We start from the raw sequence: 22,901 nt of genomic DNA on the forward strand, positions 1-22,901 counted from the left end.
TTTCCAAAAAAAGGTTTAATATGATTATAAACCAAATTTATTCTATAGATTCTTGTGATGATGTAGAATTAAATATCAAAAGGGGAAGTAAATTAGAATTTAGATTGACTTATGATGATAATAAAGAAATAGAAGCTATTGTTTGTATTATTCCAGGTGGTGCTGAAGATATGAATAGTTATATTTATATTGATGATTATTTGACTAGAAATTATAAAGTTGCTGTTATTAATATTAACTATCATTGTATAGGAAATAGACCTCATTTGGGTTCTAGTTTTTATTTGGATGATATAGATAAATTCATTTTAGATACTAGTTTAAAGGCTATAAATTTAAAATGTATAAATGTTTATGGTATAAATTCTTATGAAAATCTAAATAATGCTTTTATAAGAATAGATCAAGAAATTCAAAAATTAAAATTAAATCAACAATTACATCAAAACTATAAGTTAAAAACACATGTAAGTTTTTTACCATTTAAAAATGAATATCAAAATTTTGGTATAATGCAAGCTATGGATATTTTAAATGCTATTTTTTATATAAAAGAAAATTCTCCATTTAAACTAATGAGGGGGGGGGTATTAGAACGATTTTGTTTGGAAATTCATATGGCGGATATTTAGCAAATTTATGTGCAAAAATAGCTCCTTGGAGTATTGATTTTATATTAGATAATTCTTCTTTTGTTAATTTGTTTGGAAATATTTTTAGACTTATAGGTTTTGGAAAAGAAATCGATTTTACTAGATATCATGGAACATATGATGATACTTTATTTAAAAATATATTTTTATATTTAAGTGATAAAACTTATTGGAATAATAATAAATTTTCAAAAAATTATTTTTCAAATGCTAGAAAAATCATAAGAGAACCATTAAACAAAGAACATCTAATAATACAAAGCTTATACCCAAATCCAAAATATATTTTATATCATAGTATTTTTGATGAAAGATCTCCTTTTAAAAATAAGGAAAATTTTGTACATATTTTAAAAGAATTAAATTTTAAAGTAGAATTTTTTGCTATTTCACAAGTTGATAATAAGTTTATTAAAAATTTAAATCATGGAATGGGATTGAGCACAAAATTATTTTTTAAAAAACATTTATTGCAAATATTAAAAGAACCTTTGCAAGATAAAATTTGCAAGAAGGAAGTCTCATATAAATGTGATGAGCTAGTGTATACTTTCAAAGAAGAAAATCATCAAATTATTTTAAATATAACAAATTGAGTATATTAAATATTTATATTTAAAAAAGTAATTTTTAAGTAGAATTGTTTTTTAAAAGAAATATTTAAAAAAAGAGATAAGATAATATCATGGCAAAAAAACAACTCTCCTTAACAAGACTTAGTTTTCCTATATTTTGGGATTTGCTTTCTAAGTATTTAACTGTGATTATCAATACCGCTATGGTGTCGCATTATTCTAATTTTCTTGTCGGTGCTATGGGCGCTGGAAATCAAATTTTAGATCTTTTTATCACTATTTTTTCATTTTTAAGTGTGGGTTGTAGTGTGCTGATCGCACAAGCAATTGGTGCAAAAGATCATGTTTTAGCAAGAAAAGTGATTCATCAAAGTTTGTTCTTAAATGCACTTTTAGGCTTTGTATGCGGTGTGCTTATTTTATGGCATGGGGAGTATTTGCTTTATCTTTTAAAAATTCCACAAGAATTGCTCAAAGATAGCGAAATTTACTTACATATGCTTGCAATTTGTTTGTTTTTTGATGCCATAGGTATTGTTTTAGCTGCTATTGTAAGGGTTTATAATATGGCTTATTGGGTCATGTTTATAGGTTTTTTGATGGATATAGTGGTGATTTGTGGAAATTATTATGTTTTGCATTATACAAAGTCAGAACTTTTTGGAGTAGGGCTTAGCAATATTTTTGCTCGCATTGTTGCTATAGTTGCTTTGTTTGCGATACTTTTTTATAAACTTAAAATTCATCTTAAAATCAAAGAAATGATAAAACTTGAAAAAGAAGTTTTAAAAAAGGTTTTAAATATAGGTGGATTTTCAGCAGGGGAAAATCTTTTGTGGATAGTCCAATACACTATAGCTTTTGCTTTTGTAGCAAGTTTAGGCGAGGCGAGTTTGAGTGTGCAAACGATTTATTTTCAAATTTCAATGCTTATTATGCTTATAGGACAAGCTACGAGCATAGCTAATGAAATTATAGTAGGTAAATTAATCGGTGCTAGATATGAAAATATCGCTTATAAACATACTTGGCGTGCTTTATATTTTAGTGTGGTGGCAAGTGCTTTAGTGGCGTTTTTAAACTATCTTTGTCAAGATTTTACTATGCAAATTTTAGGGCTTAAAGAAGAGCTAAAAAATTTAATGATACCTTTATTTGCCCTTTCAATCTTTCTTGAAATTTCACGCACTTTTAATATAGTTATGGTTAATTCCTTGCGCGCAAGTGGCGATGCTAAGTTTCCATTTTTTAGCGGACTTGTTTTTATGATGGGGGTATCTTTGCCTGTGGGTTATGTGCTTTGTTTTCATTTTAATCTTGGAATTTTAGGGGTTTGGATAGGATTTTGTGCAGATGAGTTTTTGCGTGGAATGGTAAATTCATACAGATGGAAAAGTAAAAAATGGCAAGGCAAAGCTCTAGTTTAAAATCATTTATTTATAAAGATGAGTGCTATTTTTATTCTAAAAAATGCATAAAAACTTTAAGATTAAGGCTCAATGAAAAGGGTGAATTTGTTCTTAGTATTCCTTATTTTTGCACCTTTAAAAGCGTTTATGAGTTTTTAGATAAATCAAGTTCTTGGATGAATGAGGCAAAAAAAAGATTTGAAAAAAAAGTTTTAAAAGATGATGAGTTAATCTTTTTAGCTAAAAAATATAAAATTATTTTTGATGAAAATACCAAAAAAACTTATTTTGATAAAGATAAAATAATTTGTCAAAATAAAGCAAAATTAGATTTATTTTTAAGACAAAATGCTAAAAAGATTTTTACTTTTTATCTTAAAAAATGGAGTCAAAAAACAGGTTTATTTTACACGCATTTAAGCATTAAAAATATGAAAACGCGTTGGGGTTCATGTAATCACAATAAAGCTTATGTTAATTTAAATTTAAAACTCATTCAAAAGAGTTTAAGAGCTATTGAATATGTGATTTTGCATGAAATCAGCCATTTAAAATTTCCCAATCATAGCAAAGAATTTTATACTTTTATAGAGCATTTTATGAGTGATTTTAGGCAAAGAGAGAAAGAATTTTTAAGTTAAAAATGTTATATTTATAGTTTATTTTTCAAAAAAGGCATAATATGACTTTGGATTTTGATTTTATTTATAATGCAGATAATGATATTTTTGAATATTTATTGCGTTTTTATGCGAAAAATTACAATTATATCCTTAGTAAAGAAGAAAATACTTATCATTTTTCTATCGATGCAGATGAAGAAAATTTAAAGACTTTTTGTGATTCTTTGAATTTCATGAGTCATAGCGTTTTTTTGAAAAAATTTGATGTAAAAGCGGGGCAGGGTTTTAACCCTTGTATACCAGAAGATAAAGAATTTTCAAGATTTTCTTATATTACTCATTTAAATTCTAATGCTTATCAAGAAAAAAAACTTTTAAACAAAAACGAATGGGGCGTGTTTTGTGAGTGTGAATTTTCAAGCAATTTATCAGAATTTGAAAAAATCAATGAAGAAAATTTCAATACTTTTTTAAATCTTGCCTTTGATTTGTTAAGTCAAGAAAAAAAGATTTATTTAAAAGATAAAAATGGCATTTATGAATTTTCTTTGTTTAAGAACGAATTTATAGGAGATTTTTTACTTCCTTGTGATATTAAGGCTATAAATTCAGTTTTTGTTTGTTCAAATGAAAATTTAAAACTTCTTGCAAGTTTAGAAAAACCTTTGATGAAGCTAAGGCTTAATGCTATGTTTAGAAAAAATCACAATCTTGATTTTAGTGATTTTAAAATCAGACTTGCTAGAGATTTGTTTTGTTTTGCTTTAGGTTTGAAACTTTTTGAAAATGAGTATAAATTTTTAAGCGTAAAAAAGATAGAAGAGTATCAAAAAGATTTTTATATCAGTGCTTTAGATGAGCAAGTGGTGGTTTTAGAGGGTTTTGAATTTATCAATGCTAAGGCAAGAGAGCTTATTTTTTCTAAAGAAGATAAAAATATGGCAAGAATTTCTTATCTTGTAAGCCGTTATAAAGAAAAAGCTTTTATTTTAGAGCTAAGTAAGGATTATGAAGATATTTTGCTTATCAATAAAGAGCTTAATTTACTTAAACTTTGCTTACCAAAACACAGCAAAGAACTTTATGAAGAGATTAAAAAAGATGAAATTGGTGCAAGGCTTTTAGAAAATTTTAACAAGGAATTTCCTCTTTTAGATGAAAATTTTGAGCTTCAAAACAATTTTTATTCCTTGCTTGGCTTGCTGGGTAGAGTGCTAAATTTGGGTAGAAATTTACAAGAGAGTGCTAGTGAGCTTTTAAAAATCGCTGATGAGTCAAAAATGCCTCGTGGAGTAAAGATTGATTATCGTTTGAAAGAAGATAAAAGTTTTGATTATACAAGAACTTTAAGATCTGCTATGAGTTTTATGTTAGCAGGTGTAGATAGTGCTAATATCGCTTATGGAGCGGTTGAGAGTTTGGCTTATTTCTTGCGTGATACTTATGATGAATTAAGAGAGAAAAAGCAAAGTGACTTAGCGCTTATAAGTGGCTCTTTGTTTGAACATAAATCTTTACTTAAAAATACTTTAAAACATCTTAAAAATTGTCAGTTAAGCGATGTGCCACTTAGGATATAAGATCAAAATTTCAGGTCTAGTTCAAGGGGTGGGTTTTCGCCCCTTAGTTTATGAACTAGCTTTGAAATCAAAGCTTTTTGGAGAAGTAAGAAATGATGGTTTTGGGGTAGAAATTATTCTTGCTTGCACTCAAAAAGAATGTGAAAATTTCATAGAAAATTTAAAAAATCATCTCCCGCCTTTAGCAAGAATAGATCAGCTTATAATCACGCAAATTTCTATTTCAAACTATGAAAATTTTAGCATCACTCCTTCTTTAGAGAATACAAAAAGCACGCCTATGTTAAGCGATTTTGCGTTTTGTAAGGAGTGTAAAAAAGAATTTTTTGATGAAAAAAATCCACGCTTTTTGTATCCCTTTATCACTTGCACACATTGTGGGCCACGCTTTAGTATTATAAAAAGTCTTCCTTATGATAGAGCCCATACTTCCATGCAAGAATTATTGATGTGTGAGTTTTGTAAAAGCGAATACGAAGATCCTAAAAATAGGCGTTTTCATGCCCAGCCCATCAGTTGTCCTAAGTGTAAAATCAATGTTTTTCTTAAAAATCCAAAGGGTGAAATTTTAGCTAAAGATCAAGAAGCTTTTATGCAAAGTGCGAAGTTTTTAAAGGAAGGTAAAATTTTAGCCATTAAAGGCATGGGCGGTTTTCATCTCATGTGTGATGCGTTTAATGAAGAAGCTTTAAAAACTCTAAGACTTAGAAAAAATCGCCCCAAAAAACCCTTTGCTTTGATGTGTAAAGATTTACAAAGTGCTAAAGAACTTGCCTTTATAGATGAAAAAGAAGAAGCTTTGCTTGGTGGGGTTTTGGCTCCTATTGTGATTTTAAAGGCAAAAAAAGCCTTTTCTTTAATCGCTCCTGATGTTGATAAAATCGGCATTATGTTAGCTTATACACCTTTACATCTTTTGCTTTTTGAGTATTTTAAAGGAAGCCTTGTAGCAACGAGTGCAAATTTAAGCGGAGAAAGTATTATTAAAGATGAGTTTAATTTGTGTAAAAAACTTGATAAAGTTTTTGATTTTTATTTGGATTATGATAGGGAAATTATCAATGCAAGTGATGACAGCATAGCTCAAGTGGTAAATGGTGAAACTATGTTTTTGCGTACTTCAAGGGGTTTAAATCCTTTTTATTTGGAAAGAAATTTTAATAAAAAAGGCACTTTTTTAGCTTTAGGTGCGGAACTTAAAAATGAATTTGTGATTTTTTATGAAAATAAACTTTTAATTTCTCCTTATATAGGGGATTTGAAAAGTCTTGATGTGCATGAGAGATTTTTTAAACTTTTAGAATTTTTTAAACAAAATTATGATTTGAAATTTGATGCGATTTTGTGCGATAAACACCCGCATTTTAGCTATGCAAAAGAATTTGAAGAAAGGATTAAAATTTCTCATCATTATGCGCATTTTTGTGCGGCTTATTTTGAATACGAAGAAAATTTTGCAAAAGATGAAAAGGCTTTAGCTTTTATTTGTGATGGAACAGGTTATGGCGAAGATGGTAAAATTTGGGGTGGAGAAGTTTTTGTAGGAAATTTAAAAGAATATGAAAGAATTGCACATTTTGAAAATTTCACTCTTATAAATAGTGATATTAAAAATATACAAAATTTAGCCTTAAGTCTTATTTTTCATTATGATTTAGAAGATAAGGCTAAGGATTTTTTAGCAAAAATTCCAAAAATTAAACTTAAAAATCTTAAAAAAATTTATTCTCATTCTAACTTACAAACAAGTTCTTTAGGACGCATTATCGATGCTTTTGGAAGTATTGTTTTTAACTTAGAAAAAAGTTCTTATGAAGCTCAAGTTGGCTTAATGTGTGAAGCTTTTTATGATAAAAATCTTGATTTTTCTTATAAGCTTTTTGTAGAAAAAGGGCAGGTTAATTTTAAAAATTTAATCCTAGGGGCTTTGCAAGATGAAAAAACTAAGGCGATTACAGGTATGTTTAATGCCTTGGCAAATTTTATCATAGATTTTAGCAAAGATTATGATTTAAAAGTGCTTTTAAGCGGAGGGGTTTTTCAAAACAAAACCTTGCTTGAAATTTTAAAAGCTAAAAATTTTGATTTTTTTATACCTTTAAAGTACCCTTGTAATGATAGCTCCATAGCCTTAGGACAAATGGTGCATTTTTTAAATTTAGAAAAATAAAGCAAATATTCTAAAAACTCATAATTTTTTAATGCTTTTAAGGTTAAAATGAAACAAAAAATATATAAGGAAAGAAAATGTGTAAAGATTGCGGCTGCTCTATAAATTCAAGCCATACGCATGGTCATCATCACGACCACCATCATGAAAATCCAAGCTTAAAAGAGGGTAAAACCATAGAAGTGATTTCTAAAATTTTAAGCAAAAATGATGAAGAAGCTAAGCATAATAGAGCGCATTTTAATGAAGCTAACACGCTTTGTATTAATTTAATGAGTTCTCCAGGTAGTGGAAAAACCACGCTTTTAGAAAGCACGATTAAGGCTTTGAAAAATGAACTTAAAATTGCTGTGATTGAAGGGGATTTAGAAACCAATAATGATGCTCTAAGGGTAAAAAATGCCGGAGCTTTGGCGTATCAAATCACTACAGGACAAAGCTGTCATTTGGACGCTTTTATGGTGCATGAGGCTTTGCATCATTTAGCCATTGATGATGTGGATTTGCTTTTTATAGAAAATGTTGGAAATTTGGTTTGTCCTGCAAGTTATGATTTAGGAGAGCATTTAAATGTGGTTTTGCTTTCGATAACTGAAGGAAGTGATAAACCGCAAAAATATCCTGTGATGTTTAAAAAGGCTGATATAGTTTTAATCACAAAGGCAGATTTAGCTCATCATTTTGATTTCGATATTAAAGAGGCGACTAGGTTGATTAAAGAATTAAATCCTAGAGCAGATATTATCACCCTTGATGCAAAAAATGGCACCAATATGGAGCTTTGGTATAAGGTGCTTAAACTTAAAAAGGAGCTTTTTTAATGTGTTTGTCTATACCTTCTGAAATTTTAGAAATCGATGAGTTAAACAATGCTTTAGTACAAACTTTAGGCGTGAAAAGAAAAGTTAATTTGGATTTGATTGATGAACCTTTAAAACAAGGCGATTATGTATTAATCCATGTAGGCGTTGCTATGGAAAAAATCGACAAAGAAGCTGCACTAGAAAGCATTAAAACCTATCAAGAAATAGTAGAAAAAATGAATAGTGGAGAGATAAAAAGTGATGAAGGAGATTTGGGTTTAAATGAATTTCATCGATGAATTTAGAGATAAAGAAAGCATTTTAGCTTTAAAAAAACTCATAGAACAAGAACTTAAAAATCCTATTAATATCATGGAAATTTGCGGTGGGCATACGCATAGTATCATGAAATATGCTTTGCCTTCTATTTTGCCAAAGGAAATTAACTTTATCCATGGGCCAGGATGTCCTGTTTGTGTTATGCCAAGAGTTCGCATTGATACAGCTATCAAGTTAGCCTCCATGAAAGATACGATTTTTTGTACTTTAGGGGATCTTTTAAGGGTGCCTGGAAGTGAAATTTCTTTACTGGATTTAAGAGCTAAAGGGGCTGATGTTAGAGCGCTTTATTCTCCGCTTGAGGTTTTGGAAATTGCTAAGCAAAATTTAAACAAAAATATCATCTTTTTTGCTATAGGTTTTGAAACTACTACGCCTATGAGTGCTTTACTTCTTCAAAAGGTTATAGAAGAAAAAATAAATAATGTCTTTTTTCATATCAATCATATCACAGTTCCAGCACCTGTAGAAGCGATCATGAATGATGAAAATGTAAAAATCAATGCTTTTTTAGGTCCTTCTCATGTGAGTGTGATAACAGGTTATGGTATTTATGAGCCTTTAGCAGCAAAATTTAAAACCCCTATAGCGGTGAGTGGTTTTGAGCCAGTTGATATTTTAGAAAGTGTGTTAAATATCATAAAACAAAGCAATGAAGGCACTTTTAAAGTGTATAATCAATACAAAAGAGCCGTAAGCAAAGAAGGCAATGTTAAAGCACAAAATTTAGTAAAAAAATACTTTAGGGTGTGTGATTTTGAATTCCGTGGCTTAGGACTTATTAAAGATGGAGGCTTGGAGTTAAAAGAAGAATTTAGCGCTTACGATGCGAGTAAAAAATTTGATTGTACGGTTCAAAGTAAAAATGAAAGCAAAGCCTGTATTTGTGGGCAAATTTTAAGAGGTTTGGCCAAGCCTTATGATTGTAAAGTTTTTGGCAAGGCTTGTACGCCAAGAAGTCCTATAGGAAGTTGTATGGTTTCTGGCGAGGGTGCTTGTGCGGCGTATTATAAATACTCAAAGGTGAATGCATGAAAAATATTTCCTTAGCCCACGGAGGCGGTGGAGAAGAGATGAATGAGCTTTTAACTAAGCTTTTTAAGATCTTTGATAATGAAATTTTAAACGCAAATAATGATGCAGCGATTTTGGGAAATTTGGCTTTAAGCACGGATTCTTTTGTTTTAAGTCCGATTTTTTTAGATGAAGAGGTTAATATAGGTAAACTTTGTGTTTGTGGTTCTATTAATGATGTTTTGATGGTGGGTGCTAAGCCAAAATATCTAAGCTTAGGGCTTATCTTAGAAGAAGGTTTTGAGCTAGAAAAATTAGAACGTATTTTAAAAAGCATTAAAGAAGAATGTGAAAAATGTGGAGTTATGTTAGTTTGTGGCGATACTAAAGTTGTTCCTAAGGGTAAAGCAGATGAAATTTATATCAACACTACAGCCTTAGGTGAAATTATTTCTAAAAAAGAAAGTAAAAATATCAAAGCAGGGCTTAGCATACTTCTTTCAGGCGATATAGGAAGGCATGGAGCTAGTGTTTTAATCAAAAGAAATGAGCTAGAAGCTGATATTAAAAGTGATTGCAAGGCTTTGAATAAAGAGGTTTTAGAGCTTTTAGAAAAAGATATAAAGGTTGTGGCCATGAGAGATGCTACTCGCGGGGGGCTTAGTGCGGTTTTAAATGAGTGGGCAAAGCAAAGTGGAAATGATCTTTTGATCTTTGAAGAAAAAATCATCGTTCAAGATGAGGTTTTAGGACTTTGCGAGCTTTTTGGTTACGAAGCGTATGAGCTTGCAAATGAAGGCACTTTTATACTTTGTGTGGAAAAAGAAGATGAGTTAAAAGCCTTGGAAATTCTAAAAAAATACAATGTAAATGCGAGTATTATAGGAGAAGTTTTAGAAGAGAAAAAAGCACGCGTGATCTTACAAAACGCTTATGGAGCAAAACGCTTTTTAGAAAGTCCTAAAGGCGAACTTTTACCAAGAATTTGCTAATGCACGAATTAAGTATAGTAGAATCTTTAATCGAACTTTGCGAAGAAAATGCCTTAAACAATAAGGCTTGTAATGTGCAAGAAATTTATGTAAAAATCGGGCGTTTAAGCGGTATAGAAGTGGATCTTTTTAAGCGTTGTTTTGAAACTTTTAAAGAAAACTCAAATATTTGCAAAAATGCTAAACTTTTTATAGAGCTTGCTCCGCTTGAAATTTTATGCTTAAAATGCGATCAAACAAGTATTTTAGAAGAAAATGTTTTTAAGTGTCCTAAATGTCAAAGTATAGAATATAAAATCATACAAGGTGAGGACTTACATCTTATGCGACTTGTGATGAAATAATATATTTGGCGTTTTTGTTACAATAGTAAATATTTTATCGATATTATTATTTTAATATTTAATAACCAAGCTAAAAAATCATAAATTTTGAAATTTTATCTAAAAATGCAAAAACTAAAAAAAATATATTTTTAAATTTATTTTAAATAAAATTTAAAAATATTATAAAAATATTGATAATATTTCATACAAATTTATTCTTATTAAGATATTTTAATTTAAACTAAAAATTTAAACCAAAATTTTAATAATAATTTAAGTATAATTATTATATCGTTTTCACTATTTTCTTATTATAGTTTTATATTATTTTTAAATATAAACAAGAAAATATAAATATAAAAGGAAAGGGAATATTTATGAATAAAACTGCATTAACTAAAACATACACAAAAGATATACAAAATTCCTGTTTAAATTCTAAAAAGATAGTTTTATCTTTAGCTACTATTTCTTTTTTGGCAAGTTGTACTCATGCTACACTTACTCCTGAAATAAAAACTTACGAAGAGACAAATAGACATGCTAAAGCTAGGTCAGGTCTTCAATCTAGAAATTCGAATAATGAGACTATAAATAATTTACAAACTTCAACTAAAACTATAAGTGGCACCGGCAATACTCTAGTTATAGAAAGTAGTGGAACTATTACTATTTCTAATGGTGGGCAACAAGCAGTAAACTTTCAACCAAATTCTTCAACTTCTACCTTTTTAAATAAAGGAACTCTTATAGGTGGAAATAATACTGCTAGTGTTCAACTAGGAGCAAATACAAATAACGGTGTTACCATAGAAACCTTTGATAATCAAGGTATCATAGGTAATGATTCTTCTAAATTTGGAGTAACAGTTTGGGGGGGGGTAAAGATAGCTCTAAATCTATAATCAGTAATTTTAGTAATAGTGGAACTATTCACTCTAATGCTGGTGAAAGTATTTATTTTGGTAACGCCAATATATCAAGTTTTGCTAATAGTGAGACTATTAAGAGTAAACAAGGCACAGGAGTAAATATATCTCAAGGAACAAGTATAGAGAATTTTAACAATACCGGAACTATTGAAGGCAAGAGAATGGGTGTAAATGTTCGTTCAACAATAAATACCTTCGTCAATAGCGGTTTAATTACTACAACTGTAAAGGGCGTGCATTGGAGCGATGGAATACAGATAAATGCTAATGTAAAAACATTAAAAAATACGGGAACCATACAAGGATTTAGTGCACCTATAAGATCATCAGGTGGAACTATAGAATCATTGATCAATGAAGGCACTATGAAGGGTGAAAGTATTGGTATTTACATGAGCGGAGGTCTTGTTAAAACTCTTATAAATAGCGGTACCATTAATCAAAACAATTCGGCAACTTGGGCTGCTGGTATAAAACTCCAAAATAACAGTACCATAGAAAATATCATCAACACAGGATCTATCCGTTCTAATGCTTTTGGAATATCTGTAACTGGTGGTAAATTTGGAACACTTACTATAAAAGATGGAGGTCAAGTTTATGCAAAATACACGGCAATAGGAGTGGGTCGATCGCAAACTCTAGGAGATTTATATATAGATGGACGTTCAAATAATGGCACAGTAAGTGGAATTTATAGTGAGGAACATGGAATTTTATTAGAGAATAACTCACAAACTCAAAAAATAGAACTTAAAAATGGCGGCATTATAAAAGGTAAGATCGATGGTATAAGATTGATAAACTCGGCCTCTTTAAGTGGAGAAATGATTTTATCTGGCGAAGGTTCTAGGGTAGAAGGTGGAAGAGGTGTTGGTATATTGAATCGAAGTGGAAAAATAGAAGGCTCTATAACCATAAAAGATGGAGCAACTGTTACAGCTACTTCGAATCGAGCCATAGCTAACTCTGGCTCAGGAAGTATAACAGGTGGTATTACTGTTAGTGGGAAAAACACTAAACTTGAAGGAAATATAATCAATACAGGTAATGCTTCTATAGGTAGTGATATCAAGATAGAAGGTGGAGCTAAGGTAGAAGGTGGTCTTGTTAATCAAGGTAATGGAAGTATCTCAGGAAGTGTTCAAGTAAGTGGTGGTAGTAGTATTGATTCCATTACCAATGAGGGTAATGGAGCTATTTCTGGTTCAATTACTGTAGATAAAAATAGTAAACTTGATTCTATCACTAACACTTCTACATCATCTACAGGTATAAGTGGTTCTATTACTAACAATAGTGATAATAAACTTGAAATTTCTAATTCAGGTAATATCGGTGGTAAGATTGAAAGTACAGGTAGTGCTGATATGGTGATTAGCAATAGTAATGGTGGAACTATTAGTGGCGGTATTAGTTCTTCAGGAAGTGGAAGCACTAGTATTTCCAATTCACAGGGCTCAACCATAAATAACGGCATCACTGTTTCAGGATCAGCACAAGTTGAAATCTCCAATCAAGGCTCAGTAGGTAAAGATGAAAATGGTAATACAGTAACTAACAATGGTAGTGGTAGTGTTGGAATCAAAGATTGGCTTGTTTCTACAGATAAAAACACAGGTAAATTAAACACTGTGGTTATAGGTGGAAGTGGTAAAGATAATGTAAAAGTAGAAAACATCACCGTAGATCAAAGCAATGTTGATCTTGATGAATTAGACAATATCAATCATATCATCTCAGGTGTTAATCAAGGCAATATTGGCAATATAGGAACCAATGGAGGTGGAGAAATATCTTTAAGCTTTGATCCAATAACAGGAAAGCTTACTACAGATTTTAATCTTAATGCTTCCATATCAGGTGCAACCTTTAGATCTTTAATCTCTACTACTTCAAGAAGATCAACCTTTATAGATAATGTTATGGGTAATTCTATGCAAAGCTTTGCTTTAGCTTCTTCAAGTAAATCTCAAAGCATTGCTATGTCTGAAAAGGGTAATTTATATGCAGATGCAAGTGATTATATAAAGAGTGATTTAAATAATGGAAGCTATGGTTCTAATAAAGAACATTCTTTATTCATCCTTCCTTATACTTCTTCACAGAATGTTGAACTTTCTTTAAATGAAGAAAGTAAAGGACACGCTAAAGGAACCATTATAGGTTATTCTACTTTAAAAGACAGTGGAATATATGGTGTGTATGCAGGTTATGAAGATAGAAAAATGGGTTCAACTTATTTTGATATTAATAATAGAACCTATTATGCAGGTTTAAAATACTTTAATACCTTATTTACTACAGAAAAAGGTCAAGAAGTTTATATCAAAGCTCAAGGTAAAGCTGCTTTGATTAAAAATGATTTAACTAAAAAAATAGGAAATAATGAAGCTAAAGCTGAACCTAATTCTTATGCTTATGGAGTCAATACAGCCTTAGGTATGAATTTTATTTCTAATAAAGATATATTCTCTCCTGAAATAGGTCTTGCTTATGAAGGAGGTTATACTGAAGCTTTTTCTATGAAAGACACCATAGGACAAGCAACAGTTAAAGGTGGAGAAAGAACCTATGCAAACTATTTAAATCTTTTCTCTACTAAAACAAGTCTTACTTGGTTTAGAGATTGGTTGCCTAATTTAAAAACTTCAGTAGAACTTGGAGCTAAGTTTAATATCAATCCTAAAGTAGAAGCTGAGGCTAGATTTGGTAATATAAAAGTAAGTGATGAGTTTGATTTACCAAGAGTACAAAAATTTGTAAGCACTTCTTTTATCGTTCCTGTTAATGAAGCTTTCTATTTTAGTTTAAGCTATAATGGAATGTTTGATAAAGATGGCAATACCCATACAGGATTTGCTCAGTTTAATTATCTTTGGTAATCTTATAAAAGATAATACTTAGTTTAATTAGTTTACTCTCCTACTTGTTAAAAATTTCATCCTGATAATTTTAAAATTATTAGGATGGATGTTTTTAAGGTTATTAAACTCTTTTTAGATTGCAATCATTCTTTTAAAGTATTTTAAAAACTCAGTTAAGATTAATAATACAATCATTTTAAATTATTTTAATACGATTAAAAGAAGTGAAGAGGATTGAAGAGTAAAAATTAACTTTTTAAAATCCTTGCAAGTTTAAGCAAATTTGAAATTAAAAATTCTTTTTTTACGAGCTTAGAATTGGTTTTAAGCTCGTATTCGCATTTAAGCAAAAGAGTGAAAATTTCTTTATATTGTTCGATTTTTAAACTAAAGGCTTGAGAGCTTAAATTTTGTCCCACTTGAGGAGGTGGAGTATAGCCTAAAAGATCTTTAAAATCAATTTTACCATTGACTTTAGCATAAAGTGCGATTTTAAACAAACGATAAAAAGAATTATACAAAGAGTTGATTAAAGCAATTTCATTAAAATTATCTAAAATTTTTTCAAGTTCGCTTTTAAAGTCTTGTTTCTTTAAAATTTTATCAAAAAAGCTTTCAAAACTTCCTGTATTCAAACTATAGCAGTATTGTTCTATGGTTTTTTCATCTACTCTTAAACCACTAAATTTATTAAGCTCACTCGCAGCAAGATATAAGTTTTCATCAAAACTTGTAAAAAGAGTAAATAAAGCATTTTGAGTGATTTCAACCCCTAGTTGTTTTGCTTTTATGCTTAAAAGCTCCACGCCTTCTTTAGCTCCGTTAGCTTTAAAAAATCTTACAAAATGAGGAGAGAAAATTTTTTCTATATCGCTTTGTTTAGAACTTTCATCATAAAGCTCTAAAAGAAAGAAATTGTCCGTATTGTTTTTACAAAGTTCGACTAAAATTTTAAGATCTTTTGTTGGAATTTTTTTAGAAGTTTTGATTTCTAGTAATTTTTTTTCGCTAAAAAGCGATCCTGCACTTAAAAAATCACTCGCACGAGTGAAGTTGTATTCTTCAAAAAAAAGTTTTAAAGTTTCATCGGGCTTATATTTTTCTTTTATAAATTCAGCATAAAGTTCGCTTTGAAAATTATCTGCTCCATAAAGAAAGAAAAAATTAGGTATTGAATCTTTAGAAAGTAGGGTTTGAAGCTCTTTTCTATACATTTTCTTCCTTTATAAGTCTTTGGGTGATTTTAGCATAAATTTTTGCCATAACTATATCCGCTTCCATGATTTGTACTTCAACATTTTCTAGCAAATTTACACGCGTATCATAAAGGATTATATCCGCTCCTTTGATTTCATCATCTAGTTTGGCTATGCAAACTCCATCATTTTGGACAACTAAAGCTTTAAATTTTTTGCCTATATTTTTAGCTGCCCATCTAGCAAATTTTCTATCCATAAAATCAAAAGCAACCTTATCCGCCTCTCTTTCAAGTGTGCTAAGATTCTCACAAGTGCTTTCTATGTTTAAAAGTAGATAATTAAAAAGTTTTTCATCGTTTTTTTGCTTGGCTTTTAAAAGTCTGTGCAAAATAAGATCAGAATACCTTCTTATAGGGCTTGTAAAATGTGAGTATTTATCAAAACCTAAGCCAAAATGTCCCGCATTGACGCTAGAATATTCCGCTTTTTTTTGTGCTTTGATGATGAGTTTATCTACTTCTGCTCTTAAATTTAACTCATCAGCTAAAGCTTGTATGTCGCGTATGAGCTCAGGAAGATTGGGCTTAAAATTTACATCGATGCCTAATTCGCGTAATTCATTTAAAAGCTTATCGATTTTTCTTACATCAGCACTTAAGTGATTTCTAAAAACACCTATATCTATGAGTTTTGCTGCGGCTTTATTGGCTAAAAGCATACAATCTTCGATCAAATTATGCGAAGGCGTGTCTTTTTCAAAAACTGTACTTTTTAGACTTAAATTTTCATCTAAATTCATTCTTAATTCTTCGGTGCGAAATTCAAAGGCATTTTTAAGACGCATTTTGCGTAAATTTTTTGTGATTTCAAAAAGCTCATAAAGCCATGAAAGCTCTTTTAAATCAGGTTTTTGTATTAAAATTTCATCAACTTCATCATAATTAAAACGGCGTTTTGAGTTGATAATACCTTCAAAAAGTTCTTCTTTTATGACTTTATTTTCATGATTGAGTGTGATTTTAAAACAATACGCTAAGCGATCTAAATGAGGTTTTAAAGAACAGATATTTTCACTTAAAGGACGAGGTAGCATAGGTATAGCAATATGTGGAAAATAAATAGAAAATCCACGATTTCTTGCTTCTTTATCTATAGCACTATAAGCATAAACATATTCGCTAACATCAGCAATAGCTACATAAATTTCTCGTTTTTGAGTGTCAAAATAAATCGCATCATCAAAATCTTTTGCATGTATAGGATCTATGGTGCAAAAAGGCAAGGCTCTTAAATCCATGCGATTTTCATACATACTCGCATCAACACTATCGCCGTTTGCTAGAGCTTCTTTGATGCAAGCGTCGCTAAATTCGTTATTTTTATTAAAAAGAGCTAAGGAGATTTTTTCATCTACGCTTTCATCATCGATATGTCCTAAAACTTCTATGATATTGTTATTTTCATTTTCTATTTTTAAAATTGTCCCTAAAGGCAGTGCTTTTAAGGATTTTTGAGAAGCTTTTAAGGCAGTGCTTAATCCTGTTTTGATATTCATTCCAAGCACGGCTTGGCCATACCTTTTGGTGATCATTAAAGAGGTTTCATTGGCTCTTTTTAGAACCAAAATCACCTTTGCACTGGGGCGTTTTTTCTTTAAAGGTAGAAGTTTTACTGCGACTATATCTTTATAGTTTGCGCCTTTTAGGTTTTTGTTTTCTATCAAAAGATCTTTTTTGAAACTTTCATCAAAGCATTGTAAAAAACCTGTGCCTTTACTCGAAATATCAAGTACTCCAAAGGCAAAACCATTGTTAAGATAGTATTTGTTTTTGTGTTCTTTAATGATATGATTAGTTAAAAGTTCTCTGAAAATTTGTTTAAATTCATTGTTTACTTCGTGAGAGCTAATGCCATAACTAAGACTGTTTAAAAATTCTTTCACTTTTGATACTTTATGATTTTTTGTAAAATTCTTACATAAAGTTTATAAAAAAAATATGAAATTTATACTTTAATTGCTATAATAATACCTTTAATTTTTGAATTTTTAAGGAGTGAATATGGCTATTACAGTATATTATGATAAAGATTGTGATTTAAATTTAATCAAATCAAAAAAAGTAGCAATTATAGGCTTTGGCTCTCAAGGGCACGCTCATGCGATGAATTTAAGAGATAATGGCGTAAATGTAACTATCGGACTTCGTGAAGGTAGTGTAAGTGCTGTTAAAGCAAAAAATGCTGGTTTTGAAGTGGTGAGTGTGAGTGAGGCTTCTAAGATAGCGGATGTGATTATGATTTTAGCTCCTGATGAAATTCAAGCAGATATTTTTAATGTCGAAATAAAACCAAATTTAAGTGAAGGCAAGGCTATAGCTTTTGCACACGGTTTTAATATCCATTATGGTCAAATTGTTGTTCCAAAAGGTGTAGATGTTATCATGATAGCACCTAAAGCACCAGGTCATACAGTAAGAAATGAATTTACTCTAGGTGGTGGCACTCCTTGTTTAATAGCTATCCATCAAGATGAAAGCAAAAATGCTAAAAATTTAGCCTTAAGTTATGCAAGTGCGATCGGGGGTGGACGTACAGGTATTATAGAAACAACCTTTAAAGCCGAAACAGAAACAGATCTTTTTGGTGAGCAAGCTGTGCTTTGTGGTGGACTTAGTGCTTTGATTCAAGCAGGTTTTGAAACTTTGGTTGAAGCAGGTTATGAACCTGAAATGGCTTATTTTGAGTGTTTGCATGAAATGAAACTCATTGTGGATTTGATTTATCAAGGTGGTATTGCAGATATGCGTTATTCTATTTCAAATACTGCAGAATACGGCGATTACATCACAGGGCCAAAGATTATCACTGAAGAGACTAAAAAAGCGATGAAAGGTGTTTTAAAAGATATACAAAATGGTGTTTTTGCAAAAGATTTTATCTTAGAACGCCGTGCAGGTTTTGCTAGAATGCATGCAGAACGCAAAAATATGAATGATTCTTTGATAGAAAAAACAGGACGCAATTTGCGTGCTATGATGCCTTGGATCAGTGCTAAAAAATTAGTAGATAAAGATAAGAACTAAACATTGTCAAAGAAAAAATTAGTTCAAATTCAGCGTTATTTAATCATAGCTATACTTTTTTTACTTTGCATAGCTTTAGCTTTGGGAATTTTAGTAAAATATCAAAATTCCCAAGATGTTTCTTCTGTTAAGCCGGATTATTTTATTGATAAGCAAGAAGATTTAATTTCATTAAATAAAGATCATTATGAAATTGGTATTTTTCAAGAGAATGAGTTTGATAATAATAAATCTGTAAGTATTTTAGAGCAAAAAATTCAAGAAATTGATGATTTAAATACAAGTTTAAATGAGCAAAATTTAAGCAGTGTGGAGCAGAATTTAAGTTTAGAGCAAAATCAGAGTTTAGAACAAAATTTTATTCTAAAAGATACAAATTTAACCCAAGATCAAAATTTAACTTTTAATGAAGATATTCATTTAAATAAAATTTCTAAAAAACCAAAACTTGCCATTATTATCGATGATATGGCAAATGCAAGTCAGGTTAGAGGTTTAAAAGCTTTAAATTTAAAGTTAAATCCTTCTTTTTTTCCGCCAGATAAAAACCATAGCGAAACGCCAAAACTTGCTTTAAAATTTGATTTTTATATGGTGCATTTACCTTTAGCAGCAATTAATTACAATAAACCAGAAATTGATACTTTAAATCCAAATGATAGCAAAGAAAGAATTTTTAAAAAAATCAAGCAAATTAAAAAAGATTTTAAGGATTTAAGATATATCAATAATCACACAGGAAGTTTATTTACAAGCAATGAAGAAGCTATGAGAAAGCTTTACGAGGCTTTAAAAAATCAAAATATATTTTTTGTAGATTCTAAAACTATAGGAAATTCTAAGGCAAATAAAATCGCTAAAGAACTCAGTATGCCTTATATACAAAGAGATGTGTTTTTGGATAATGAAGATGATGTTAATTATGTTAAAAAACAACTTGAAAGTGCGGTAAAACTTGCACAAAAAAAAGGTTTTGTTATAGCCATAGGACATCCTAGGAAAAATACTTTTAAAGCTTTAGAGCAAAGTAAGGATTTGTTAAAAGGCGTTGATCTTGTGTATTTGAGTGAAATTTATGGCAAGTGAAATTTTGCCTGATGAATTTTTAGAACTTTTTAAAGATTTAAAAAAGCCTCCTAAAAAATTACACTATAAAGGAAATTTATCTTTATTAAAACAAGATAAAATCGCTATTATAGGTTCAAGGCGTATGAGTGTTTATACGAAAAATTGTGTTTTTTCCTTAGCGAGTATGCTTAAAAATGCTCATCTTTGCGTGGTAAGTGGCGGTGCTTTGGGTGTGGATATCACCGCAAGTATGGCAGCTATGCCAAATACTATAGGTATTTTTGCCAATGGTTTAGATCAAATTTATCCAAGAACTAATGAAAAAATCATTAAACAAATTTATGAAAATGCTTTAGCTTTAAGTGAATACGAAGATGATTATTTGCCAAAAAATTATGACTTTTTACTAAGAAATCGTTTGGTTATTGCTTTAAGCAAGGCCGTTGTGGTTGCACAAGCAGATATAAAAAGTGGTTCTATGCAGAGTGCAAAACTTGCTTTAGAACTCAATAAACCTTTATATGTTTTACCACAAAGACTAGAAGAAAGCACAGGAACTAATTTTCTTTTAAAGGAAAATAAATCAAAGTTAATTTGTGATTTTAAAGAATTTGTAAGTGAGTTTGCAAGTATAGATATAAATCAAGATGAGTTTTTAGAGTTTTGTAAAAAAGGTGTGAGTGTTGATGAGGCTTTAAAAATTTATGGACAAAAAGTTTATGAATATGAACTTGAGGGAAAAATTTCCATAGAAGGGCTTTTTATAAGGGTTTTAGCATGAGAGCTTTGGCTTTAGATGTAGGTTTAAAACGCATAGGTGTAGCGCTTTGCATAGATAAAAAGATCGCTTTGCCTTTAGATGCAGTTTTAAGAAAAAATCGCAATCAAGCCGCTAATGAAATCAAAAATTTACTTAAAATACTTGAAATTTCTTTACTCATTGTAGGCATTCCTAAGGGTGGATCAAGTGAAGAAGAAATGACAAGACGCATTAAGCATTTTGTTTCTTTGCTTGAATTTGATAAAGAAATTTGCTTTGTAGATGAAAGCGGAACAAGCAAAGAAGCTTTAGGATACGGCGTAGCCAATACACGCAAAAAAGATGGTAAATTAGACTCTTTATCCGCTTTTATCATGATAAAGGATTATTTTGCTCTCTAGAATAGAAAAACTTTATACCAAAGATGAAATGCAAAATATTTTATCTTCTTTTGCTCAAGAAAAAAATGTTTGTGTATTTGCAAATACTTTAAAAACTAGCATTGAAGAATTAGAAAAAGAATTTTTAAAACAAAATTTAAAATTTAAAAAGATCAATGTTTATTGTTATTTGTTTGATGCCAAAGATAAGGCTATCTTAAGTTCTATGAAAGCTTTTAATGAGGCGCACTTTTATATACAAAATTATTCTTCTTATTTGTGTGCTTTAAATTTAGAGGTCAAAGCAGGGCAAAGTGTTCTTGATATGTGTGCAGCTCCGGGTGGCAAAAGTATCAATCTTGCAAATTTTATGCAAAATACAGGTTATTTAGCTTGCAATGAGATGAGTAGGGATAGATTTTTTATTTTGCAAAAAAATCTTAAAAATTACGGCGTGAATGCTAAAGTTTTTATGAAAGATGGTAAAAATATAGGCAATTTATGCCCTTTAAAATTTGATAAAATCTTACTTGATGCACCTTGTTCAACTTTTGCTAAAATAGGTTTTGATTTGGAAAAAAGTTATAAAGAAATCAAAAATATTGCAAAAACTCAAAAAAAACTTCTACATTCTGCTTTAAAGGCATTAAAAATAGGCGGAGAGCTTGTATATAGTACTTGCACCTTTACCAAGGAAGAAAATGAAGAAGTGATAGAGAATGCTTTAAAAAGTGAGTTTAAATTAGAGCTTTTAGATATTGATTTGGAAAATGTTGAGGCTAAAGCAGGGCAAAGTGAAGAATTTGCTGAAATTTCAAAATGCAGACGGATTTTACCAAGCTTAGACTATGATGGATTTTTTATAGCTAAGCTTAGGAAATTATGTTAATTGATAAAATTATTCACATTTAAATACAAATTCATAAAAAAACTTAAAAAACAATAAATAATTTTTTCTTTATTTTAAAGCTTAAAGTTCTATTTTTAAGTACTTTGAAAAGAAAATCACAGCGTGAAAAGGCTGTGAATAAAGTTGAAATTTTTTTAACCTTAAAAAGATGAAATTAGTCTGATTGTATTTTTTGCAGTTTTGGAGCTATTACAGCTTGACAATATCCTTGATCGGGATTATTTATAAAATAATGTTGATGATAGTTTTCAGCTTTGTAATAAGTTTGCAATCTTGAAATTTTAGTAACTATTTTTTTGCTAAATATTTTTTGCTGTTCTTCGATGAAATTTTGAGCTAAAATTTTATCTTCTTCATTTTCGTAAAAGATTATTGAGCGATATTGTATACCAATATCTCCACCTTGTTTATCTATACTTGTTGGATCATGAATTTTAAAAAAGAGTGTTAAGATTTCAAGAAGAGAGATTTGTTTTTCATCGTAATTTATTTTGACAACTTCTATGTTGCCATCACCATTACACACGCTTTCATAGCTAGGATTTGGTTTTCCTCCGCTATATCCAACTTCAGTATTGATTACACCTTTTAGGCGTTCAAATACGGCTTCAACACACCAAAAACAACCACCACCTAAAACGATATTTTTCATTGCGAGTTTTCCTTGAGTTTAGCCCTTTGAAGGGCTAGGATTATTTGTAGTTTTTGATTGCTTTTTCTAAAATTTCAATTGCAGCTTTTTCATCTTTGAAATCTTGCACTTTAACCCATTTATTTGGTTCTAAAATTTTATAAGTTTCAAAGAAATTTTTGATTTTATTTAAAGTTGCTTGTGGTAAATCCGTGTAAGTTTTTATATTGTCATATCTTGCATCTATTTTTGAATTTGGAACCGCAAGAAGTTTTTCATCCATTCCGCTTTCATCTTCCATGATTAAAACACCGATTAAGCGGCAAGGAATCACGGCTCCAGCTTGGATAGGATATTCATTAAGCACTAAAATATCTACAGGATCACCATCATCAGCCAAAGTATTGGCAATAAAACCATAGTTTGCTGGGTAAAATATCGCACTAGCCATAACGCGATCTACCATGATAGCACCACTATCTTTATCGATTTCGTATTTGATATTTGAGCCGTATGGAATTTCGATTACGGCATTGATTTTATTTGGAATATCTCCGATTTTGATTTTGCTTAAATTCATTTTTTCT

Annotated in this window: 20 protein-coding genes and 1 pseudogene; 17 read left to right on the forward strand and 4 right to left on the reverse strand. The window is 30.1% G+C overall.

Going from position 1 to position 22,901, the window contains the following annotated elements:
- The first annotated feature begins 20 nt into the window (after positions 1-20).
- From FBF02_RS03075 to FBF02_RS03135, 12 genes and pseudogenes are all read left to right on the forward strand, one after another.
- A complete protein-coding gene (locus tag FBF02_RS03075) occupies positions 21-632 on the forward strand; it encodes a DUF2920 family protein (protein WP_002858638.1) in 612 nt (203 codons plus the stop codon).
- The gene (locus FBF02_RS03080; protein WP_002858554.1) at positions 602-1,249 is read left to right on the forward strand and encodes a DUF2920 family protein; all 648 of its coding nucleotides are present in this window, start codon (positions 602-604) and stop codon (positions 1,247-1,249) included. Before FBF02_RS03075 ends, FBF02_RS03080 begins: the two co-directional genes overlap by 31 nt.
- 89 nt (positions 1,250-1,338) lie before the next feature.
- A complete protein-coding gene (locus tag FBF02_RS03085; protein ID WP_002858518.1) occupies positions 1,339-2,655 on the forward strand; it encodes an MATE family efflux transporter in 1,317 nt (438 codons plus the stop codon).
- Positions 2,631-3,278 (forward strand): YgjP-like metallopeptidase domain-containing protein, encoded by a 648-nt coding sequence (locus tag FBF02_RS03090; protein ID WP_002858500.1) that lies wholly within the window; start codon positions 2,631-2,633, stop codon positions 3,276-3,278. Before FBF02_RS03085 ends, FBF02_RS03090 begins: the two co-directional genes overlap by 25 nt.
- Before the next feature lie 41 nt (positions 3,279-3,319).
- A complete protein-coding gene (locus tag FBF02_RS03095; RefSeq protein ID WP_002826526.1) occupies positions 3,320-4,840 on the forward strand; it encodes a hypothetical protein in 1,521 nt (506 codons plus the stop codon).
- A complete protein-coding gene (hypF, locus tag FBF02_RS03100; protein WP_002858601.1) occupies positions 4,821-7,010 on the forward strand; it encodes a carbamoyltransferase HypF in 2,190 nt (729 codons plus the stop codon). Before FBF02_RS03095 ends, hypF begins: the two co-directional genes overlap by 20 nt.
- A gap of 77 nt (positions 7,011-7,087) precedes the next feature.
- Positions 7,088-7,831, forward strand: coding sequence for a hydrogenase nickel incorporation protein HypB (gene hypB / locus FBF02_RS03105; protein ID WP_002776330.1), 744 nt, complete (start codon positions 7,088-7,090; stop codon positions 7,829-7,831).
- Positions 7,831-8,112, forward strand: coding sequence for a HypC/HybG/HupF family hydrogenase formation chaperone (locus FBF02_RS03110; RefSeq protein WP_002776342.1), 282 nt, complete (start codon positions 7,831-7,833; stop codon positions 8,110-8,112). Before hypB ends, FBF02_RS03110 begins: the two co-directional genes overlap by 1 nt.
- On the forward strand, positions 8,096-9,187 hold the full coding sequence (gene hypD, locus FBF02_RS03115; protein WP_002776343.1) for a hydrogenase formation protein HypD: 1,092 nt from the start codon (positions 8,096-8,098) through the stop codon (positions 9,185-9,187). The genes FBF02_RS03110 and hypD overlap by 17 nt, the downstream gene beginning before the upstream one ends.
- The gene (gene hypE / locus FBF02_RS03120; protein ID WP_002776344.1) at positions 9,184-10,158 is read left to right on the forward strand and encodes a hydrogenase expression/formation protein HypE; all 975 of its coding nucleotides are present in this window, start codon (positions 9,184-9,186) and stop codon (positions 10,156-10,158) included. The genes hypD and hypE overlap by 4 nt, the downstream gene beginning before the upstream one ends.
- Positions 10,158-10,502, forward strand: a complete 345-nt coding sequence (gene hypA, locus FBF02_RS03125) for a hydrogenase maturation nickel metallochaperone HypA (protein WP_002826529.1) — start codon at positions 10,158-10,160, stop codon at positions 10,500-10,502. Before hypE ends, hypA begins: the two co-directional genes overlap by 1 nt.
- A gap of 359 nt (positions 10,503-10,861) precedes the next feature.
- Positions 10,862-14,301: pseudogene (locus FBF02_RS03135) on the forward strand (hypothetical protein).
- A gap of 230 nt (positions 14,302-14,531) precedes the next feature.
- Here FBF02_RS03135 and holA read toward each other — a convergent pair.
- Positions 14,532-15,497: a DNA polymerase III subunit delta gene (gene holA / locus FBF02_RS03140; RefSeq protein WP_002858558.1), complete on the reverse strand. Its 966-nt coding sequence runs from the start codon at positions 15,495-15,497 to the stop codon at positions 14,532-14,534.
- Positions 15,490-17,424: a ribonuclease R family protein gene (locus FBF02_RS03145; protein WP_002858479.1), complete on the reverse strand. Its 1,935-nt coding sequence runs from the start codon at positions 17,422-17,424 to the stop codon at positions 15,490-15,492. Before FBF02_RS03145 ends, holA begins: the two co-directional genes overlap by 8 nt.
- A gap of 118 nt (positions 17,425-17,542) precedes the next feature.
- On the opposite strand from FBF02_RS03145, the gene ilvC reads away from it, so the two are divergent.
- The 5 genes from ilvC to FBF02_RS03170 are packed head-to-tail and all read left to right on the forward strand — an operon-like array spanning position 17,543 to position 21,662.
- Positions 17,543-18,565, forward strand: a complete 1,023-nt coding sequence (ilvC, locus tag FBF02_RS03150; RefSeq protein ID WP_002858483.1) for a ketol-acid reductoisomerase — start codon at positions 17,543-17,545, stop codon at positions 18,563-18,565.
- 3 nt (positions 18,566-18,568) lie between these two features.
- Positions 18,569-19,651 (forward strand): divergent polysaccharide deacetylase family protein, encoded by a 1,083-nt coding sequence (locus FBF02_RS03155; protein WP_002858589.1) that lies wholly within the window; start codon positions 18,569-18,571, stop codon positions 19,649-19,651.
- On the forward strand, positions 19,641-20,414 hold the full coding sequence (locus tag FBF02_RS03160; RefSeq protein ID WP_002858613.1) for a DNA-processing protein DprA: 774 nt from the start codon (positions 19,641-19,643) through the stop codon (positions 20,412-20,414). Before FBF02_RS03155 ends, FBF02_RS03160 begins: the two co-directional genes overlap by 11 nt.
- Entirely contained in the window at positions 20,411-20,794 is a 384-nt protein-coding gene (gene ruvX, locus FBF02_RS03165; RefSeq protein WP_002858579.1) for a Holliday junction resolvase RuvX, read from the forward strand. The genes FBF02_RS03160 and ruvX overlap by 4 nt, the downstream gene beginning before the upstream one ends.
- A gap of 28 nt (positions 20,795-20,822) precedes the next feature.
- Entirely contained in the window at positions 20,823-21,662 is an 840-nt protein-coding gene (locus tag FBF02_RS03170; RefSeq protein WP_010891872.1) for an RsmB/NOP family class I SAM-dependent RNA methyltransferase, read from the forward strand.
- Between the two features lie 175 nt (positions 21,663-21,837).
- Here the strand turns inward: FBF02_RS03170 and msrA are convergent, their stop codons facing one another.
- Together msrA and ppa are read right to left on the reverse strand one after the other, a co-directional pair.
- Positions 21,838-22,335, reverse strand: coding sequence for a peptide-methionine (S)-S-oxide reductase MsrA (gene msrA / locus FBF02_RS03175; RefSeq protein WP_002858555.1), 498 nt, complete (start codon positions 22,333-22,335; stop codon positions 21,838-21,840).
- Between the two features lie 40 nt (positions 22,336-22,375).
- Complete coding sequence (ppa, locus tag FBF02_RS03180) at positions 22,376-22,894, reverse strand: inorganic diphosphatase (protein WP_002858521.1); 519 nt, start codon at positions 22,892-22,894, stop codon at positions 22,376-22,378.
- Between the last annotated feature and the right edge of the window lie 7 nt (positions 22,895-22,901).

The sequence above is a fragment of the Campylobacter sp. CFSAN093226 genome, from assembly GCF_012897595.1.
Lineage (GTDB): Bacteria > Campylobacterota > Campylobacteria > Campylobacterales > Campylobacteraceae > Campylobacter_D > Campylobacter_D jejuni.

What these genes read in the sequence shown, in the direction of transcription:
- FBF02_RS03075 (WP_002858638.1), top strand. Translation starts at nt 21, where the DNA reads ATGATTATAAACCAAATTTATTCTATAGATTCTTGTGATGATGTAGAA.
- FBF02_RS03085 (WP_002858518.1), top strand. Translation starts at nt 1,339, where the DNA reads ATGGCAAAAAAACAACTCTCCTTAACAAGACTTAGTTTTCCTATATTT.
- FBF02_RS03090 (WP_002858500.1), top strand. Translation starts at nt 2,631, where the DNA reads ATGGCAAGGCAAAGCTCTAGTTTAAAATCATTTATTTATAAAGATGAG.
- FBF02_RS03095 (WP_002826526.1), top strand. Translation starts at nt 3,320, where the DNA reads ATGACTTTGGATTTTGATTTTATTTATAATGCAGATAATGATATTTTT.
- hypF (WP_002858601.1), top strand. Translation starts at nt 4,821, where the DNA reads ATGTGCCACTTAGGATATAAGATCAAAATTTCAGGTCTAGTTCAAGGG.
- hypB (WP_002776330.1), top strand. Translation starts at nt 7,088, where the DNA reads ATGTGTAAAGATTGCGGCTGCTCTATAAATTCAAGCCATACGCATGGT.
- FBF02_RS03110 (WP_002776342.1), top strand. Translation starts at nt 7,831, where the DNA reads ATGTGTTTGTCTATACCTTCTGAAATTTTAGAAATCGATGAGTTAAAC.
- hypD (WP_002776343.1), top strand. Translation starts at nt 8,096, where the DNA reads ATGAATTTCATCGATGAATTTAGAGATAAAGAAAGCATTTTAGCTTTA.
- hypE (WP_002776344.1), top strand. Translation starts at nt 9,184, where the DNA reads ATGAAAAATATTTCCTTAGCCCACGGAGGCGGTGGAGAAGAGATGAAT.
- hypA (WP_002826529.1), top strand. Translation starts at nt 10,158, where the DNA reads ATGCACGAATTAAGTATAGTAGAATCTTTAATCGAACTTTGCGAAGAA.
- holA (WP_002858558.1), bottom strand. Translation starts at nt 15,497, where the DNA reads ATGTATAGAAAAGAGCTTCAAACCCTACTTTCTAAAGATTCAATACCT.
- ilvC (WP_002858483.1), top strand. Translation starts at nt 17,543, where the DNA reads ATGGCTATTACAGTATATTATGATAAAGATTGTGATTTAAATTTAATC.
- FBF02_RS03160 (WP_002858613.1), top strand. Translation starts at nt 19,641, where the DNA reads ATGGCAAGTGAAATTTTGCCTGATGAATTTTTAGAACTTTTTAAAGAT.
- ruvX (WP_002858579.1), top strand. Translation starts at nt 20,411, where the DNA reads ATGAGAGCTTTGGCTTTAGATGTAGGTTTAAAACGCATAGGTGTAGCG.
- FBF02_RS03170 (WP_010891872.1), top strand. Translation starts at nt 20,823, where the DNA reads ATGCAAAATATTTTATCTTCTTTTGCTCAAGAAAAAAATGTTTGTGTA.
- msrA (WP_002858555.1), bottom strand. Translation starts at nt 22,335, where the DNA reads ATGAAAAATATCGTTTTAGGTGGTGGTTGTTTTTGGTGTGTTGAAGCC.
- ppa (WP_002858521.1), bottom strand. Translation starts at nt 22,894, where the DNA reads ATGAATTTAAGCAAAATCAAAATCGGAGATATTCCAAATAAAATCAAT.